Origin of the sequence: Enterobacter sp. 148H3 (genome assembly GCF_034107425.1) — a bacterium.
In the GTDB taxonomy this organism is placed as follows: Bacteria; Pseudomonadota; Gammaproteobacteria; order Enterobacterales; family Enterobacteriaceae; genus Enterobacter; species Enterobacter vonholyi.
The window spans coordinates 226,026-242,319 of sequence record NZ_JAWNEI010000009.1 but is presented as its reverse complement, the minus strand read 5'-3'; the positions used below and the strand labels follow the sequence as shown (position 1 = coordinate 242,319).

At 55.8% G+C, this 16,294-nt stretch carries 14 protein-coding genes; 9 read left to right on the top strand and 5 right to left on the bottom strand.

Annotated features, from left to right (window positions below; translation table 11 throughout):
• The first annotated feature begins 123 nt into the window (after nt 1-123).
• Together USH94_RS15265 and USH94_RS15260 are read left to right on the top strand one after the other, a co-directional pair.
• The gene (locus USH94_RS15265; protein WP_111966153.1) at nt 124-2,904 is read left to right on the top strand and encodes a flavocytochrome c; all 2,781 of its coding nucleotides are present in this window, start codon (nt 124-126) and stop codon (nt 2,902-2,904) included.
• 94 nt (nt 2,905-2,998) lie between these two features.
• Nucleotides 2,999-3,961, top strand: coding sequence for an FAD:protein FMN transferase (locus USH94_RS15260; RefSeq protein ID WP_111966154.1), 963 nt, complete (start codon nt 2,999-3,001; stop codon nt 3,959-3,961).
• Here the strand turns inward: USH94_RS15260 and dcuR are convergent.
• Together dcuR and USH94_RS15250 are read right to left on the bottom strand one after the other, a co-directional pair.
• Nucleotides 3,942-4,661, bottom strand: a complete 720-nt coding sequence (dcuR, locus tag USH94_RS15255) for a two-component system response regulator DcuR (RefSeq protein WP_045908149.1) — start codon at nt 4,659-4,661, stop codon at nt 3,942-3,944. The two genes, USH94_RS15260 and dcuR, sit on opposite strands and share 20 nt — an antisense overlap.
• Nucleotides 4,658-6,274 carry a sensor histidine kinase gene (locus USH94_RS15250; RefSeq protein WP_111966155.1) on the bottom strand — a complete coding sequence of 539 codons (1,617 nt, stop codon included), beginning with the start codon at nt 6,272-6,274 and terminating at the stop codon, nt 4,658-4,660. The genes dcuR and USH94_RS15250 overlap by 4 nt, the downstream gene beginning before the upstream one ends.
• Before the next feature lie 164 nt (nt 6,275-6,438).
• Between USH94_RS15250 and USH94_RS15245 the strand changes: the two genes are divergently transcribed.
• Nucleotides 6,439-7,302, top strand: a complete 864-nt coding sequence (locus USH94_RS15245; protein WP_111966156.1) for an N-acetylmuramic acid 6-phosphate etherase — start codon at nt 6,439-6,441, stop codon at nt 7,300-7,302.
• A 53-nt stretch (nt 7,303-7,355) separates the two neighbouring features.
• Here the strand turns inward: USH94_RS15245 and ompC are convergent, their stop codons facing one another.
• Nucleotides 7,356-8,462, bottom strand: coding sequence for a porin OmpC (ompC, locus tag USH94_RS15240; RefSeq protein WP_320731327.1), 1,107 nt, complete (start codon nt 8,460-8,462; stop codon nt 7,356-7,358).
• Nucleotides 8,463-8,746: 284 nt separating this feature from the next.
• Here ompC and USH94_RS15235 point away from each other — a divergent pair, with 284 nt between their 5' ends.
• The 3 genes from USH94_RS15235 (at nt 8,747) to USH94_RS15225 (ending at nt 11,397) form a co-directional block, all read left to right on the top strand.
• Nucleotides 8,747-9,448, top strand: coding sequence for a phosphohydrolase (locus tag USH94_RS15235; protein ID WP_111964873.1), 702 nt, complete (start codon nt 8,747-8,749; stop codon nt 9,446-9,448).
• Nucleotides 9,449-9,509: 61 nt separating this feature from the next.
• Entirely contained in the window at nt 9,510-10,925 is a 1,416-nt protein-coding gene (locus USH94_RS15230; protein ID WP_111964872.1) for a DNA cytosine methyltransferase, read from the top strand.
• Entirely contained in the window at nt 10,906-11,397 is a 492-nt protein-coding gene (locus USH94_RS15225; protein ID WP_111964871.1) for a very short patch repair endonuclease, read from the top strand. Before USH94_RS15230 ends, USH94_RS15225 begins: the two co-directional genes overlap by 20 nt.
• Here the strand turns inward: USH94_RS15225 and yedA are convergent.
• Nucleotides 11,369-12,283 carry a drug/metabolite exporter YedA gene (gene yedA / locus USH94_RS15220; protein WP_111964870.1) on the bottom strand — a complete coding sequence of 305 codons (915 nt, stop codon included), beginning with the start codon at nt 12,281-12,283 and terminating at the stop codon, nt 11,369-11,371. The genes USH94_RS15225 and yedA overlap by 29 nt on opposite strands.
• A gap of 178 nt (nt 12,284-12,461) precedes the next feature.
• On the opposite strand from yedA, the gene USH94_RS15215 reads away from it, so the two are divergent.
• The 3 genes from USH94_RS15215 to dgcQ all read left to right on the top strand — a co-directional run bounded on the left by USH94_RS15215 (nt 12,462) and on the right by dgcQ (nt 15,408).
• On the top strand, nt 12,462-13,373 hold the full coding sequence (locus tag USH94_RS15215; protein WP_008500306.1) for a DUF808 domain-containing protein: 912 nt from the start codon (nt 12,462-12,464) through the stop codon (nt 13,371-13,373).
• 78 nt (nt 13,374-13,451) lie between these two features.
• The gene (locus tag USH94_RS15210) at nt 13,452-13,634 is read left to right on the top strand and encodes a YodC family protein (protein WP_008500307.1); all 183 of its coding nucleotides are present in this window, start codon (nt 13,452-13,454) and stop codon (nt 13,632-13,634) included.
• A gap of 73 nt (nt 13,635-13,707) precedes the next feature.
• Complete coding sequence (gene dgcQ, locus USH94_RS15205; protein WP_111964869.1) at nt 13,708-15,408, top strand: cellulose biosynthesis regulator diguanylate cyclase DgcQ; 1,701 nt, start codon at nt 13,708-13,710, stop codon at nt 15,406-15,408.
• On the opposite strand, the gene USH94_RS15200 is transcribed toward dgcQ, so the two are convergent.
• A complete protein-coding gene (locus tag USH94_RS15200) occupies nt 15,393-16,193 on the bottom strand; it encodes a mannosyl-3-phosphoglycerate phosphatase-related protein (RefSeq protein WP_111964868.1) in 801 nt (266 codons plus the stop codon). The two genes, dgcQ and USH94_RS15200, sit on opposite strands and share 16 nt — an antisense overlap.
• Nucleotides 16,194-16,294 lie beyond the last annotated feature (101 nt).

Sequence of the window (16,294 nt, the reverse complement as noted above, 5' to 3'; positions counted from 1 at the left end):
CGTAATAACTTTAGAAACTAAAAAAATCATTATATTAATATCATGACATCGGCAAATAACGACGAACTAAAAAATCACTCCGATAACGAATTCTTAATTTTTTAAAAGTTTGGAGTTTCTATTATGAGCACTAACGAACGCATTCTTAGCCCCTTCACATTACCGAATGGCACTGAACTGAAAAACCGTTTGTTAATGGCCCCTATGACCACCTGTACCGGCTATTACGACGGCACCGTTACCAGCGAACTGGTGGAGTACTACCGTGCTCGCTCCGGCAGCATCGGCACCATCATTGTGGAGTGTTGCTTCGTTGACGATCTCGGCCTCGCCTTCCCGGGCGCGATCGGGATTGATAATGACGAGAAAATTGCCGGGCTGGCGAAAATCGCGGAGGCGATTAAATCCAAAGGGTCAAAGGCCCTGCTGCAGATCTACCACGGCGGCCGCATGGTTGACCCGAAACTGATCGGTGGCCGTACGCCGGTTGGCCCAAGCGCTGTTGCCGCGCCGCGTGAGGGCGCAGCAACGCCAGTGGCGCTGACTGGCGAAGAAGTCGAAGGCATGATCGGCAAGTTTGGTGAAGCGGTGCGCCGCGCGATCCAGGCCGGCTTCGACGGCGTGGAAATCCACGGGGCGAACACCTATCTGATTCAGCAGTTCTATTCGCCAAACTCTAACCAGCGTGACGACGAGTGGGGCGGCAGCCGCGATAACCGCGCGAAGTTCCCGCTGGCGGTTCTGGACATCACCCACAAAATGGTGCGCCAGTACGCGGACGACGCCTTTATTATTGGCTATCGCTTCTCCCCTGAAGAGCTGGAGGTGCCGGGCATCCGCTTTGAAGACACCATGTACCTGCTGGAAAAACTGGCGGCTCGCGGCGTGGACTACCTCCACTTCTCCGTCGGCGCGACCCTGCGTCCTTCCATTGTTGACACCCAGGACCCGACGCCGCTTATCGAAAAATACTGCGCGATGCGTTCTGAAACGCTGGCTCAGGTACCGGTGATGGGCGTGGGCGGCGTGGTGAATGCCGCCGATGCCAATGAAGCGCTGGACCACGGTTACGACCTGATTGCCGTTGGCCGTGCCACCATCGCTTACCCGGACTGGACCGACCGCATCGCGGCCGGGGAAAACCTGGAGCTGTTTATGGACAGCACCCAGCGCGAGGCGCTGAACATTCCTGAGCCGCTGTGGCGCTTCTCGCTGGTGGAAGCGATGATCCGCGACATGAGCATGGGCGAATCTAAATTCAAACCGGGCATGTTTACTGAGAAGGTGCAGGACGACGCGAACGAGCTGGTGATTAACGTCAGTCTGGAAACTGACCGCATTGCGGACATCGAGCTGGCCTCCGGCCCGAGCGAAGACGTTGAGTTTGTCACCAGCTTTGAAGAGATCCGCACCCGCATTCTGGATGCCAACACCCCGCACGTGGATGCCATCACCGGCGCAACCAGCCAGAGTGAAGCGGTGAAGAAAGCGGTCTCTAAAGCGATGCTGAAATCCAGCAAAGCGCTGGCAGCGGAAGAGGGCGTTGACCCGAACGAAACCCGCAGCGTGGACGTGGTGGTTGTCGGCAGCGGCGGCGCCGGTCTGGCGGCGGCGATTCAGGCTCACGACGAAGGCGCGAGCGTGCTGATCGTCGAGAAAATGCCAACCATCGGCGGGAACACCATTAAAGCTTCTGCCGGTATGAACGCCGCCGAAACCCGCTTCCAGCGCGTGAAGGGCATTCAGGACAGCAAAGAGCTGTTCTACCAGGAAAGCCTGAAAGGCGGAGGCAACAAGAACAACCCTGAACTGCTGCGCCGCTTCGTCGAGAACGCGCCGCAGGCAATTGAGTGGCTGGCAACGCGCGGCATCATGCTGAACGACATCACCACCACCGGCGGGATGAGCATCGACCGTACTCACCGTCCAAAAGACGGTTCTGCGGTGGGCGGTTACCTGATTAGCGGCCTGGTGCGTAACGTCAACAAACGCAACATCGAGGTAATGCTGGATACTTCCGTCAGCGACATTATCTTCGAAAACGGTGAAGTCACCGGCGTGCGCCTGACCACCGAAGAGAATGAAACCGTCACCGTGGCAGCGAAAAGCGTGATTGTCGCCACAGGCGGCTTCAGCGCCAACAGCCAGATGGTCGTGAAATACCGTCCGGATCTGGAAGGTTTCGTCACCACCAACCACAAAGGGGCGACCGGTGGCGGTATCGCGCTACTTGAGCGCATCGGGGCTGGCACTGTCGATATGGGAGAAATTCAAATTCACCCAACCGTTGAGCAGAAAACCTCGTACCTGATTTCCGAATCCATCCGCGGGGGCGGTGCGATTCTGGTCAATCAGAAAGGGGAGCGCTTCTATAATGAAATGTCGACCCGCGATAAAGTCTCGGCTGCAATCATCGCGCTGCCGGAGAAATACGCTTACATCGTCTTTGACGAGCACGTACGCGCCAAAAACAAAGCCGCTGATGAGTACATTGCCAAAGGCTTCGTGACCAGCGCCAGCTCGCCAAAAGCTCTGGCGGAAGCGCTCGGTATGGATCACCACGCTTTCCTGGCGACCCTGGAACGTTACAACAGTTTCGTTGAAAAACAGCACGATGATGACTTTGGTCGTACCACCGCGCTGCGTGCCCCAATCAATGAAGGGCCATTCTACGCCATTCAGATTGCGCCGGGCGTGCACCACACCATGGGCGGCGTGACCATCAACACCGAAACCTGCGTGCTGGACAGCAACCATAACGTGCTGCCGGGCGCGTTTGCGGCCGGTGAAGTGGTCGGCGGGATCCACGGCGGCAACCGTATCGGCGGTAACGCGGTGGCAGATATCATTATTTTTGGTACCCTTGCAGGACATCAGGCGGCTCTGCGTTCGAAAAAGATGTGAGGCACCTGCTTCCCGGGCCGGATACGCGTAGCGCTATCCGGCATTTTCCCCGGCGGCGCGGTGCCTGCCGGGGCGACATCTGAGGATTCCTGCCATGCCTGATAGCCATCGCGTTTACAGTTACTCCGCCGTTCTGATGGGCTCACCCATCCTCCTGAAGCTCTTCTCCCATGACGAAGCCCTCGCGTCCCGCGTGTTTCGTCTGATCAAACAGTACGAAGATCTGCTCACCGTTAACCGCGCGCATTCGCAGGTGATGGATATTAACCATGCTGCGGGCCACCATCCGGTCACCGTCAGCCGGCCGGTGTTTGATCTGATCCGCTGTGCAAAAGCGGCAAGTTTGCTCAAGGACAGCGCCTTTAACCTGGCGATCGGTCCGCTGGTGAAGCGCTGGAAAATAGGCTTTCAGGGGGACAGCGTTCCGCCTGACGATGATATCGCCTCGCTGCTGGCGATTACCCGCCCCGAGGATGTTCTCCTTGATGAGGCCAGCAGCAGCGTATTTCTGACCAAAGCGGGGATGGAGATCGATTTGGGGGCGATTGCCAAAGGCTACATCGCCGACAGGGTGCGGGATTACCTGCATAAAGAGGGAGCTGAGCTGGGGCTGATTAACCTCGGCGGAAACATTCAGACGTTAGGCTCGCCTGAAGGGGGCTGGAGCGTCGGGCTGAAAAAACCGTTCGCCGGTGACGCGCTGATCGGCACTATGACCGTAGAGAACCTGTCCGTCGTCACTTCGGGAACGTACGAGCGCTATTTTGAACAAGACGGCAAACGCTATCACCACATTCTCGATCCGCGCACCGGTTACCCGCTCGATAACGAACTGGACAGCGTGACCATCATTTCAAAAGATTCCATCGACGGCGATATCTGGACCACGCTGATGTACGGCATGGGCGTGGAGAAGGGCCGCGCTGCGCTGCGCGCGCGTCCCGACATAGAAGCGATCTTTGTGACCAAAACAAAAGAAGTGGTGTTCTCTTCAGCACACCACTTCCGCTTTACCCTGCTGGATGATACCTACCGCGTTACTGGCAGTATTGCTTGAGCAGGCCCGTTTGCTCCGGCTGGAGACGGTAGCGATACACCGGACGCCCGGTGGCGCCGTAGTGAATGCTGGTGAACAGAATATTGATTTGCGCCAGCCAGATCAGATATTTGCGGCAGGACACGCGGGAAATATTGACCGCGTTTGCCAGATCGTCGGTAGAAAACTCCGTCTCCGGGTGTGCGTCAATCCACTGGCAAATCGTGCGCAGCGTTTGCGGCGTTAACCCTTTCGGCAGCTTTTTGCTGTCCGCCAGTTCCGGTGCCCCGCCGTGGATCAGCCGGTCGACGTCCGCCTGCTCGTAATACTGATGCGACCCCATCAGGCTATGCTTTGCCTTCCAGCCGTTCAGCGCCTCTTCAAAGCGCGGGAACTGGAACGGCTTGATCAAATAATCCACCACGCCGTAGTGAATGGAGGTCTGGATCGTGGCGGCGTCGGCGGCCGAGGTGATCATGATCACGTCGATTGGGCGGCCGGATGCGCGAATGACGGGCAGCAGATCCAGCCCGTTATCCTGCTGCATATAGACATCCAGCAGCACCAGATCGACAGGATGGCTGGGGTCATTAATGATGGCCTCGGCCTGGTTTAGCGTGGAGGCGACGCCACAGCAGGTAAAGCCTTCAACACGGTTGACGTACAGACGGTTGAGGTCGGCCACCATGGCGTCATCATCGACAATTAACACATTTATCACGCGATTTTCCTCTCGCTATCCCAGGGGATGTGAACAAAAAATTGGGTAAATACGCCGGGCTCAGACTCGACGGAGATATCGCCGCCGAGGTTCTGAATCTGCTGGCGCGCAAGGAACAGCCCAACGCCGCGGTTTTCACCTTTTGTTGAGAAGCCCTTTGTAAAAATAGACTCCAGCTGAGTGGGATCAATGCCGGGGCCATCGTCGCTGACTTCACAGCTGAGCCAGCCGTTCTGGTAATGAAGTAGCAGGCCGATCTCGCCCTCCTGCTGTCCTTCCATCGCGTCGAGCGCGTTTTCAATGAGGTTGCCCAGCGCGGTGATCAGCACCGCGACCTGCTCTTCACTTGCGGTATCCGGTATCTGGCTTTCATCCGCCAGCGTCAGGGTGACGCCCGCTTCTTTCGCCCGGTTGATTTTACCCAGCAGGAACCCGGCAACCACCGGGGATTTTACCTTGCTCTGTATCGTACCGATATCCGTCTGGTAATGATGTGCCGTCTGGAGAATGTACTCTTCCAGCTTGTCGTAGCGCTTAATATTCAGCAGGCCGAGTATCACATGCAGTTTATTCATAAACTCGTGGGTGTGGGCGCGCAGGGCATCGACGTAGTTAACCATGCCGTCCAGACGCTGCATCAGCTGGCTGATTTCCGTTTTATCACGAAAGGTGGTGATGGCGCCGATCACCCGATCCTGACTTTTCACGGGGACCATGTTGCACAGCAATAGCCTACCGTTGCAGCTGATCTCCTGATCCTGGCGTGCGACGCCCGTCTTCGAGACGTCACGCAGGCTGGCCAGCAGGGGCGCGCTGGCGTTTTCGGTCTGCTTACCGGAGGGGAGAAGCAATATTTCTCTGGCGGTCTGGTTGATCATCGTCACGCGCCCGTGAATATCGACGGCCAGAACCCCTTCGCGAAGCGACTGCAGCATTGCCTGACGCTGTTCGAACAGGGCGGAAATTTCGTAAGGTTCGAGCCCGAACAGGATGCGTTTAAGTACCCGCACCAGACCCCAAATCGCCATCGAACTCATAAAAATACTGAATAAAATGGTCCAGACGGCGTTTAGCCGCCCGCGGGCAATCTGCTCTTCAACCTTATTCAGGGAGATACCGACCACTACCACGCCGATCTGCTCGTGCTGGCCGTCGTAGACGGGCGTAAAAACGCGCAGCGCTTCGGCGAGCGCGCCCCGGTTTACCGATACGTTCTCTTTGCCTTCCAGCGCAGGGGTTAAATCATCGCCGATAAAATGCAGCCCCAGCAGCGCCTCGCTCGGGTGTGAATAGCGGATCCCGCGCATATCGGTGACCACGGTGAACAGCAGATCGTTTCGCTTCGTCACCGCCTGGGCGATGGGCTGAATAATATTCTCCTGCGGTGCCTGCATCAGGCCGCGCTGTATCTCGGGGCTGTCGGCGAGGGTGCGGGCAATGCCGAGCGCAGTGTCTTTAACATCATCGCGGGTCGCCCGGGTGATTTGTACGGAGTAGAGCGCAAAGACCACCAGCAGCACAGAGGCAATAATCGCGCACACCATCAGCGTGACCAGCGTATTGAGTTTCATGGGGCGCTTGCGCGTCGGAAGGAAAGGCTGCAAATCGCTCATCAACACTCCGCGATGATTAAGAAAGGGGTAATTATCGCCGATGACGCGCTTTTCTTAAAGCCATGTAAAGGCGTGGATTTGGTCCTCTTTTCGTGACTCTCCTCGCAGGTCATCTATATAAAACACTTTATAGTGTATGGGTACTCATAATAAGGAGGCTGTTTATGAGCGTTATGCTTACCGGTTCGGTCAGGGAAAGACGGCACGCCAGCACGATGAATATTGATAGATTGTCCACGCTGGACATGCTGAAAGTCATTCACCAGGATGATGTACTCATTTCTGCTGCTATTACCCCCTGTTTAGACACTATTGCACGCGTGGTGGACAACGCCGCCGCGGCGCTCAGCCACGGCGGTCGCCTGGTCATCGTTGGCGCGGGGCCGTCTGGGCGCGTTGCGCAACAGGTTACCGATGAGTATGCGCCGGGCAAAACCCCGGTGATTGCCGTTACGGCACAAGAAGGGGAAGGGAGTTACGAGCGCGGCGTTGCCGATCTGCAGGCCATTAAGTTTGGTGAACACGATATGATGCTGGCCGTGACCGTCAGCGGAAAAACGCCGTGGGTCTGGGGGGCAATGCGCCATGCGTGGTCGCTGGGTTCGCCTGTGGCCATCATTACCGGCGATGCGCAAAGTGAAGCCGCGCATCTGGCGAGCATGGTTATCGCTCCGGAGCTGGGTGCCGATGTCGTCGCAGGCTATATCAGCACCAAAGCGGGGATCGCGCAGAAAATGATCCTCTCAATGATCGCTACAGGGCTGGCCGTTCGGACCGGACGGGTTTATAGCAACCTGCGCGTGGATCTTGAGGCAAGCAACACCAAATGGGCCGAACGCCAAATCGCCATCGTGATGGAAGCGGGGGGATGCTCCCGGGCTGAAGCAAAAGCCGCGCTGGAGAGCTGTAACCATCACTGTAAAACGGCGGTATTGATGGTGCTCACAGGGCTGGATGCGTGGAAGGCCCATGAACTGCTGGCGCAGAATAACGGGTTTATTCGGGTGGCGCTGCAGGAAGCGCCATAATAAAAATGAAGAAATAAAAAAGGCCGCAATTGCGGCCTTTGGTATTTTGGGGATTAGAACTGATAAACAAGACCGACTGCTAAGATGTCATCGGTGCTGATGCCATTCGCGTTGTAGAAATTGTCATCTTCATCCAGCAGGTTGATTTTGTAGTCAACATAGGTGGACATATTTTTGTTGAAATAATAGGTCGCACCCACGTCAGCATATTTCACCAGATCTTTATCACTTCCGTAGAAGGAATTCAGATCCTTACCTTTAGACATCAGGAAAGAGACCGCAGGGCGCAGGCCGAAATCAAACTGATACTGCGCTGTCACTTCAAAGTTCTGAGTTTTATTAGCAACGCCGAAGTCACCGTAAGGCGTCATATTGCGGGTTTCTGCATACATGGTTGCCAGATAGATATCGTTGGCATCGTATTTCAAGCCAACAGTCCAGACGTCAGCCTTGTCACCACCGGCTGTTGTTTTGGTAACCTGGTCGTTGGTACGGTCAGATGAAGCATATGCCGCGGCGGCGTTGAATCCCATACCGAAATCGTAGGAGGTTGAAATACCCCAACCGTCTCCGTTTTCTTTGCGGATATCACGGCCATTGTTGGTACCTTCCTGATCGTTAGAGGCGCTTTCGTTATTGCCTTGATACTGAATAGCGAAATCCAGGCCCTGAGCCAGACCAAAGAAATCATTATTACGGTAGGTTGCAACACCGTTTGTACGGCCGGTCATAAAGTTATCGGTATAGCTATAGGAATCTCCGCCGAACTCAGGCAGCATATCGGTCCAGCCTTCAACATCGTAAACCACGCCGTAGTTACGACCGTAGTCGAATGAACCGTATTCACCAAATTTCAGACCAGCGAAGCCAAGGCGTGTCCATGACTGATTGCCTGATTTCTCAGTTTTGTTAGCCTTAATATTATATTCCCACTGGCCATAGCCGCTAAGCAGGTCGTTGATCTGCGTTTCGCCTTTGAAGCCCAGACGAACGTAGCTTACGTCGCCATCTGAACCCGTGTCGTCAGAGAAATAATGCAGACCATCTACTTTACCGTACAGGTCGAGTTTATTGCCATTGCTGTTGTAAATTTCAGCCGCGTTTACTAAGCCTGCCATTAATAACGCGGGTGCAAGAATTGCCAAAACTTTTCTTTTCATTATATATTCCCTTAAAGGATAAATTATATGAATATATGTAACCACCCTCCGTGGTTACTGGGTTGATACTATTTCAATAGATGTAATTTAGTTTCAGAAATAAGTGTAATTAAATTATTTGTAATATTTCCAAATGTTTCTATAAGTCTCTTTATTTTTCTCGTGAATTAATTCATTGAATTTATATGGTGTAATTATTATTAAGTATTTCGTGGTTCTATTTTTAGATTGGTTTAATTCGGCTGTGTTATAATTCATCCTCTTTTAAACAACAGGACATGACGATGGAACTTGCCCGGTGGCAGCAACGATTTGAGCACTGGCTCGAGGAGAATCACAGCACCGACGATACCGCACATGATATTTCGCATTTTCGTCGGGTCTGGATGACGGCGCAAAAAATCATGGTTCACCACATGGTCGAGCCGCTGGTGATTCTGGCCGCATGCTATTTTCACGATATTGTCAGCCTGCCGAAAAACCATCCTGAACGCAGCCAGTCGTCACGGCTCGCGGCGCTTAAGACGAGCGACATTCTGCGCCGCGACTTCCCTGACTTTCCGCCAGAGCATATTGCCGCCGTCGGGCACGCGATTGAGGCGCACAGCTTCAGCGCCGGGATTGCGCCGCAGAGTATGGAGGCCAAAATTGTGCAGGATGCAGACCGGCTGGAAGCGTTAGGCGCTATCGGCCTGGCGCGCGTTTTTGCCGTCTCGGGCGCGCTGGGCGTGTCGCTTTTTGATGCTAACGATCCCTTTGCCGATGCGCGTCCCCTCGACGACCGTGCGTTTGCCCTCGACCATTTTCAGACCAAGCTGCTGCGATTGCCTGATACAATGCAAACGGACATGGGCCGCGAACTGGCACGTCACAATGCCGATTTCCTGATCCAGTTTATGGCGAAACTCAGCGCCGAATTACACGGCGACTGCCTCGGGCTGGATAGCCAGGTGCTGGGCCGCTTCCGTCGCAGTTTGCGCAACTGAACTGTGGTAATCTGTTCCCAGTCTTTATTCTCCGGTTAAAAGAATGCAGGAAAATCGATCAGTGACAGAGCCCGCGCCCGCGCAGGCTGAGAAATCAACGGCAACGGTGCAGGCCTTACTGCGTCAGCTGTTGGATATCTATGATGCTAAAACGCTGGCCAGTTTGCTGATGGCGCACGGCGAGAGCCACTGGAGCCCGGCGATCCTTAAACGCCTGCTGACCAGCGAGCGAGCAGGGCGTCGCCTGAGTGAAGGCGAGTATCGTTATCTGCAAAACCTGCTTCCGCGACCTTCTGCCGCGCACCCGAACTATGCCTTCCGCTTTATCGATCTTTTTGCCGGTATCGGCGGCATCCGGCACGGTTTTGAAGCCATCGGCGGACAGTGCGTGTTTACCAGCGAGTGGAACAAACATGCCGTACGCACCTACAAGGCTAACTGGTACTGCGATCCGAACGAGCATCATTTCAACGCGGATATCCGCGATGTGACCCTGAGCCATAAAAGCGGCGTGAGCGATGAACAGGCCGCCGAGCACATTCGTCAGACGATCCCGGCGCATGACGTGCTGCTGGCAGGCTTCCCGTGTCAGCCGTTCTCGCTGGCTGGCGTCTCCAAAAAGAATGCCCTTGGACGCGCCCACGGTTTCGCCTGCGATACGCAGGGAACGCTGTTTTTTGACGTGGCGCGCATTATTGACGCCCGTCGTCCGGCCATTTTTGTACTGGAAAACGTCAAAAACTTAAAAAGCCACGACGGCGGGAAAACCTTCCGCATTATCATGCAAACCCTGGATGAGCTGGGTTATGACGTGGCCGATTCACAGGACATGGGGGCGGACGATCCTAAAATTATTGATGGGAAACATTTCCTGCCCCAGCATCGCGAACGTATCGTGCTGGTGGGCTTCCGACGCGATCTCAATCTGAAAGGCGATTTTACCCTGCGGGATATTCCCTCTCTGTATCCCGAGCGGCGTCCCACCGTGGCCGACCTGCTGGAACCGGTCATCGACGCGAAATTTATCCTGACTCCGGTGCTGTGGAAATACCTCTACCGCTATGCCAAGAAGCACCAGGCGAAAGGCAACGGCTTCGGCTTTGGGATGGTAAACCCTAACGATCCGCACAGCGTCACCCGCACGCTGTCTGCTCGCTACTACAAAGACGGCGCGGAAATCCTGATCGACAGAGGCTGGGACAAAGCGCTGGGTGAAAAAGATTTCGACGACCCGCACAACCAGCGTCACCGTCCGCGACGCTTAACGCCGCGGGAATGTGCCCGGTTGATGGGTTTTGAAACGCCGCAAGGCTACGGTTTCCGCATTCCGGTTTCGGATACCCAGGCGTACCGGCAGTTTGGTAACTCGGTGGTGGTGCCCGCGTTTGCGGCGGTCGCAAAGCTGCTGGCCTCGCGCATCAGACAGGCGGTGGCGCTCCGCCAGAGTGAGGCCGTCAATGACGGACGTTCACGATAAGGCGACGCGCAGCAAAAACATGCGTGCCATCGGCACGCGTGACACCGCGATTGAAAAGCGCCTGGCCGCGCTGCTGACGCAGGCGGGGTTTGACTTCCGCGTCCAGGATCCCGCCCTGGCGGGGCGTCCCGATTTCGTCATCGACGCCTGGCAGTGCATCATCTTTACTCACGGCTGTTTCTGGCACCATCACGACTGCTACCTGTTTAAAGTCCCCGCGACGCGCACCGATTTCTGGCTGGATAAGATTGCTAAAAACGTCGAGCGCGACGAGCGGGACCTCTCGACGCTTATTGAGCAAGGCTGGCGGGTGCTGATTGTCTGGGAGTGTGCGCTGAGAGGCAGATTAAAGCTGAATGATACCGATCTGACCGAACGGCTTGAAGAGTGGATCTGCGGCGGCGGCCAGACCGCGCAGATCGACACGCAGGGCATTCACCTGCTTACGATTTCTCCGCCTCGCAAGGCGTGACCACCGGTTTTGCCGGCAGCAAATATTTGCCCAGCGTGACCAGCACGACGGCAAACACAATGATCCCTAATGCAATCCATTCCACTGGAGAAAGCGTTTCTCCCCCCAGACCTGTCCCGAGCAGCACGGCCACGACCGGGTTAACGTAGGCGTAGCTGGTGGCGACAGCCGGAGAGACATTGCGGATCAGGAACATATAGGCGTTAATGGCGATGATAGAGCCGAACAGCGCCAGGTAGCCTACCGCCAGCAAGCCCGACAGCGGCGGCAGGGTTGTCAGCTTTTCTCCCGTAAGCATGGAGGCGAGCAGCAGTACAATCCCGGCGGCAAGCATCTCGATTGCGCCCGCCATCATGCCGGTAGGCAGTTCGATACGCGAACCGTACACGGAACCAAACGCCCAGCTCATCGAGCCAATCAGGATGATGACTGCACCCCACGGATTCCCGCTCAGGTTACCGCCGCTATTCAGCAGAATGATGCCGGCAAGGCCAATCCCAATACCCAGCCACTCCAGCTTGCGGGTGCGGATACCAAAGAAGCGGCTGAAGCACAGGGTAAACAGCGGTACGGTGGCAACGACCACGGCGGCGATCCCGGACGGTACGTTCTGGTGCTCGGCAATCGTCACAAATCCGTTCCCCACAGCCAGCAGCAGCAGGCCGATCAGGGCGGCATTCAGCATCGGACGCAGCGGGGGAAGCTTATGCCCGCGCAGCAGCAGGAAGGCAAGCAGCAGGATGCCCGCCGAGAGAAAACGAATGCCCGCCATCATCAGCGGCGGCCAGCTTTCCACGCCGATGCGAATGACAAAGTAGGTTGACCCCCAGATGATGTACAGCGAAAAGAGTGCCCCGATGAGCGGTAGCAATTGCCGGAAACGCATAATCCCTCACGACGAAATAAAAAGTTCGCTGATAGTAAACGCGAAAACTATCTCGCTGGCGAGCCCTTTAATTGTGTGGCAGATGTGAATTTTTTGTTGACGTAAGGTGCCTGTTTCCGGGTTGGCGCTTTTGCTCCATACTATTCACTTAATTACCAAAAAATGAAGGATTAAGATTTTGGCAGGAAGTAGCTTATTAACATTGCTGGATGATATTGCCACCTTACTGGACGACATTTCAGTGATGGGGAAACTGGCGGCGAAAAAAACCGCAGGCGTGCTGGGCGATGATTTATCGTTGAACGCCCAGCAGGTGAGTGGGGTAAGGGCTAACCGTGAACTGCCGGTGGTGTGGGGCGTGGCGAAAGGCTCTTTCCTGAATAAGGTGATCCTGGTGCCGCTGGCGCTGCTGATCAGCGCCTTTATCCCCTGGGCCATCACGCCGTTACTGATGATTGGTGGGGCATTTCTCTGCTTCGAGGGTGTGGAGAAGGTGCTCCACTCCTTTAGCGCGCGCAAGCAGAGCGATACGCCGGAGGTGCGCCAGCAGCGTCTTGAAGCGCTGGCCGCGCAGGATCCGAAAACCTTCGAGCGTGATAAGGTCAAAGGCGCCATTCGGACCGACTTTATCCTGTCTGCGGAAATCGTCGCGATTACGCTGGGGATTGTCTCTGACGCGCCGCTTCTGAACCAGGTGCTGATCCTCTCCGGCATTGCGATTCTGGTCACCGTGGGCGTGTACGGTCTGGTGGGGCTGATCGTCAAGCTGGACGATATTGGCTACTGGCTGGAAGAAAAGTCGAGCGCGGTAGCAAGAGGCATCGGCAAAAGCCTGCTGGTGCTGGCGCCCTGGCTGATGAAGAGTTTGTCGGTGGTGGGCACGCTGGCGATGTTCCTCGTGGGCGGCGGAATTGTGGTTCACGGTATTGCGCCGCTGCACCATGCCATCGAACATTTCTCCTCCACGCAGGGGGCCGTTATCGCGGCGATTCTGCCCACCCTGCTGAATCTGGTGCTGGGCTTTATCATTGGCGCTATCGTCGTTGCGGCGGTGAAGCTGGTTGAGAAAATTCGCGGCACGTCGCACTAATTGTTACCCGCGGCAGGATGCAAAAAGACCATTCCTCGTCTAAATTGAAACAGTTTCACCCTGATACAGGAGGCAGGTATGGTCTTTTTGGTCAGTGATGAAGTTAAGCCTAAAAAGGGCGGCCCACGTATGATCGTCACCGGGTATTCCAGCGGAATGGTGGAATGCCGGTGGCACGATGGCTATAGCATCAAGCGGGAAGCATTTCGTGAAGATGAGCTTCAGCCAGGTGACGGGCAGCACAAGCGGGACAAGGCTTAATCACATAACGCCCGGCTTTGCCGGGCGTTTTTATCTCTAGTACTGGGTGTTAGGTAGCGATCATGGAGTGTGTGTGCAGCGCGATACCTTTGTTGTAAGACAATCTTTTTTGCAATGGCTGCATAAGCGTACCAATCCTGGGCGGATTGTTAATCTCTGTTTTCTGATCGTTCTGGTATTTTCCACTTTACTTACCTGGCGTGAGGTGGTGGTGCTGGAAGAGGCATACATCTCCAGCCAGCGCAATCATCTGGATACGGTGGCCAGTTCTCTGGACAGGCAGTTACAGAACAGCATCGACAGGCTGCTGTTATTTCGCCAGGGCATGCATGACGCAATCGAGACGCCGCTGGCCTTTGAAGTCTTACAGGATGCGGTGTCACGCTTCAATACCGTCCGCATGCTCCCCACCTGGCAGCTTGCCGTTGATAAAAAACGTACCCTTCCCATTAACGGGGTCTCGGACGCCTTTGTCGAAAAAACCACGCTTCTCAATCGGGACGCTGAACGCATAAGCCATGAAATTTCTGCCGCGCTCGAAGTGGGCTATTTGCTCAGACTGGCGTCGTCGAGAGCGCAAACGGAAGCGCGAGTGATCTACGTCTCCCGCGCCGGATTTTTCCTTTCCACGGATACGCCGGATCGGGCGGGTGATATTACCGCCCGCTATTATAATCTGGTCACGCAGTCCTGGTTTACCCAGCAGTCAGAACGTAACAACCGCGCCCGCGCCGTGCGCTGGTTTATCTCCACGCCTTCATCCTGGACCGGGGATGAACGAACGATCACCGCCAGCGTCCCCATCTATTTCGATCGTTACTGGTACGGCGTCGTGGCGATGGACTTTACATTGAGCACGATGCAGCGTCTGCTGGCCGATGCGACGGAAGACCGAACGGAGGGAGAGTATCAGCTGTATGATACCCGGCTAAATATGATCGCCACCTCAGCCCACGCGGGAAGCCCGGTTAACCATTTTGACGAACGCGAAGCGGCGCAGATTGCCCAGGCGATTGAGCATGATACCGGCGGCGGTATCCGCCTCGGGAGCCGGTTTATTACCTGGGAGCGGCTCGATCACTTCGCTGGCGTCGTCCTGCGGATCCACACTCTGCATGAAGGGGTACAGGACGACTTCGGTAGCATCAGTATCGTACTGGCGCTGCTGTGGGCGCTCTTTACCGCCATGCTGTTGATCTCGTGGCTGGTGATCCGCCGGATGGTGAGTAACATGTATACGCTTCAGCACTCCCTCCAGTGGCAGGCCTGGCACGATCCGCTTACGCGGTTGAATAATCGCGGCGCGCTGTTCGACCGCGCAAAAATGCTGGCAGAAACCTGCCGCCAGCAGTCGCTGCCGTTCTCGGTGATTCAGATCGATCTCGACCATTTTAAAAACATCAACGACCGGTTCGGCCATCAGGCCGGTGATAAGGTGCTCTCCCACACGGCAGGACTGATTGCCAGCGCGTTACGCAAGAATGATGTGGCAGGGCGTGTAGGCGGAGAAGAGTTTTGCGTCGTCCTGCCGGGGATTGGTCTGGAGGAGGCGAGAGGCGTCGCGGATCGCATTCGTTGCCGAATCAATAATAAGGAGATCCTGGTGAAGAAGAGCACGACCCTGCGCATCAGCGCGTCACTGGGGGTCAGCAGCGCGGATGAAGCGGGTAACTATGATTTTGAGCAGCTGCAATCCGTGGCGGACGTCCGGCTCTATGAGGCCAAGCAGAGCGGGCGTAACCGGGTCGTGTGGCGAGATCAGGACAGGAAGTGATTCAGCCCCTCCCGCCAGCCTGCCGGGCCGGGCTGTTGGGTGTGATAAACGCGGGCAGGGTTATCATCCCGTAGCGTGATGCCCTGGCGGTTAATCCCCTTGATGACCACCGCGAAGTCAACGCTGTCGAGCAGCGGCGCATCGTTAGGGCCGTCGCCGAGCCCCAGCGTGGTGGGCTCGATCTCGTCCTGCTCGCGATACTGTTCAATCAGCCAGTTCACCGCTACGTCTTTGCCGCAGCGGGCGTCCAGAATATGCCAGAACCGCGCACCCTGCAGGCATTTCAGGCCGATATTCGCCAGTTCCTCTTCAAACTGAACCATTTTCTCGTCGGTATCGCGCCAGATGAGCGTGACGGACGCTTCATGCTTGCGGGCAAGCGCCGAACGGTAGCGCGTCAGCCCGGTCCACTCGCTGATAACGTGCTCATCCACATCGTCAAAGGTGGTGAATTTAAAGCCCGTCTGCAGACGTATCTGCTCGATCCGCGGACGGATATCCCGGTGCGTCATCCCTCTGGTCTGGCGCTGAACCTTATCCCAGCGCACGTCAGGCTGAATCACCGCGCCGTTCTCGGCAATAAAAGGCAAGCCTTCAAGCCCAAGATCCTGCTGGATATCCAGCATCTCCGCCGCGGTCTTGCTGCTGCAGAGAATGACCGGAATCTGATTATCCAGAAGTTTGTCCAGCCAGGGCATGGCGGGTTGCCAGTCATAGGTATGAATATCCAGCAACGAGCCGTCCAGGTCAGAAAAAATCAGCAAGTTATCCCGCAGTGAAGTCATAGTGGCTCCCGGTAACGGCTGCGTCGTTATCTAAGAAAATTCCTAAAAAATAACCGAATTGTTAACAGGAGAAATGAGAGTATTCCCTGGCAAACCCGCAT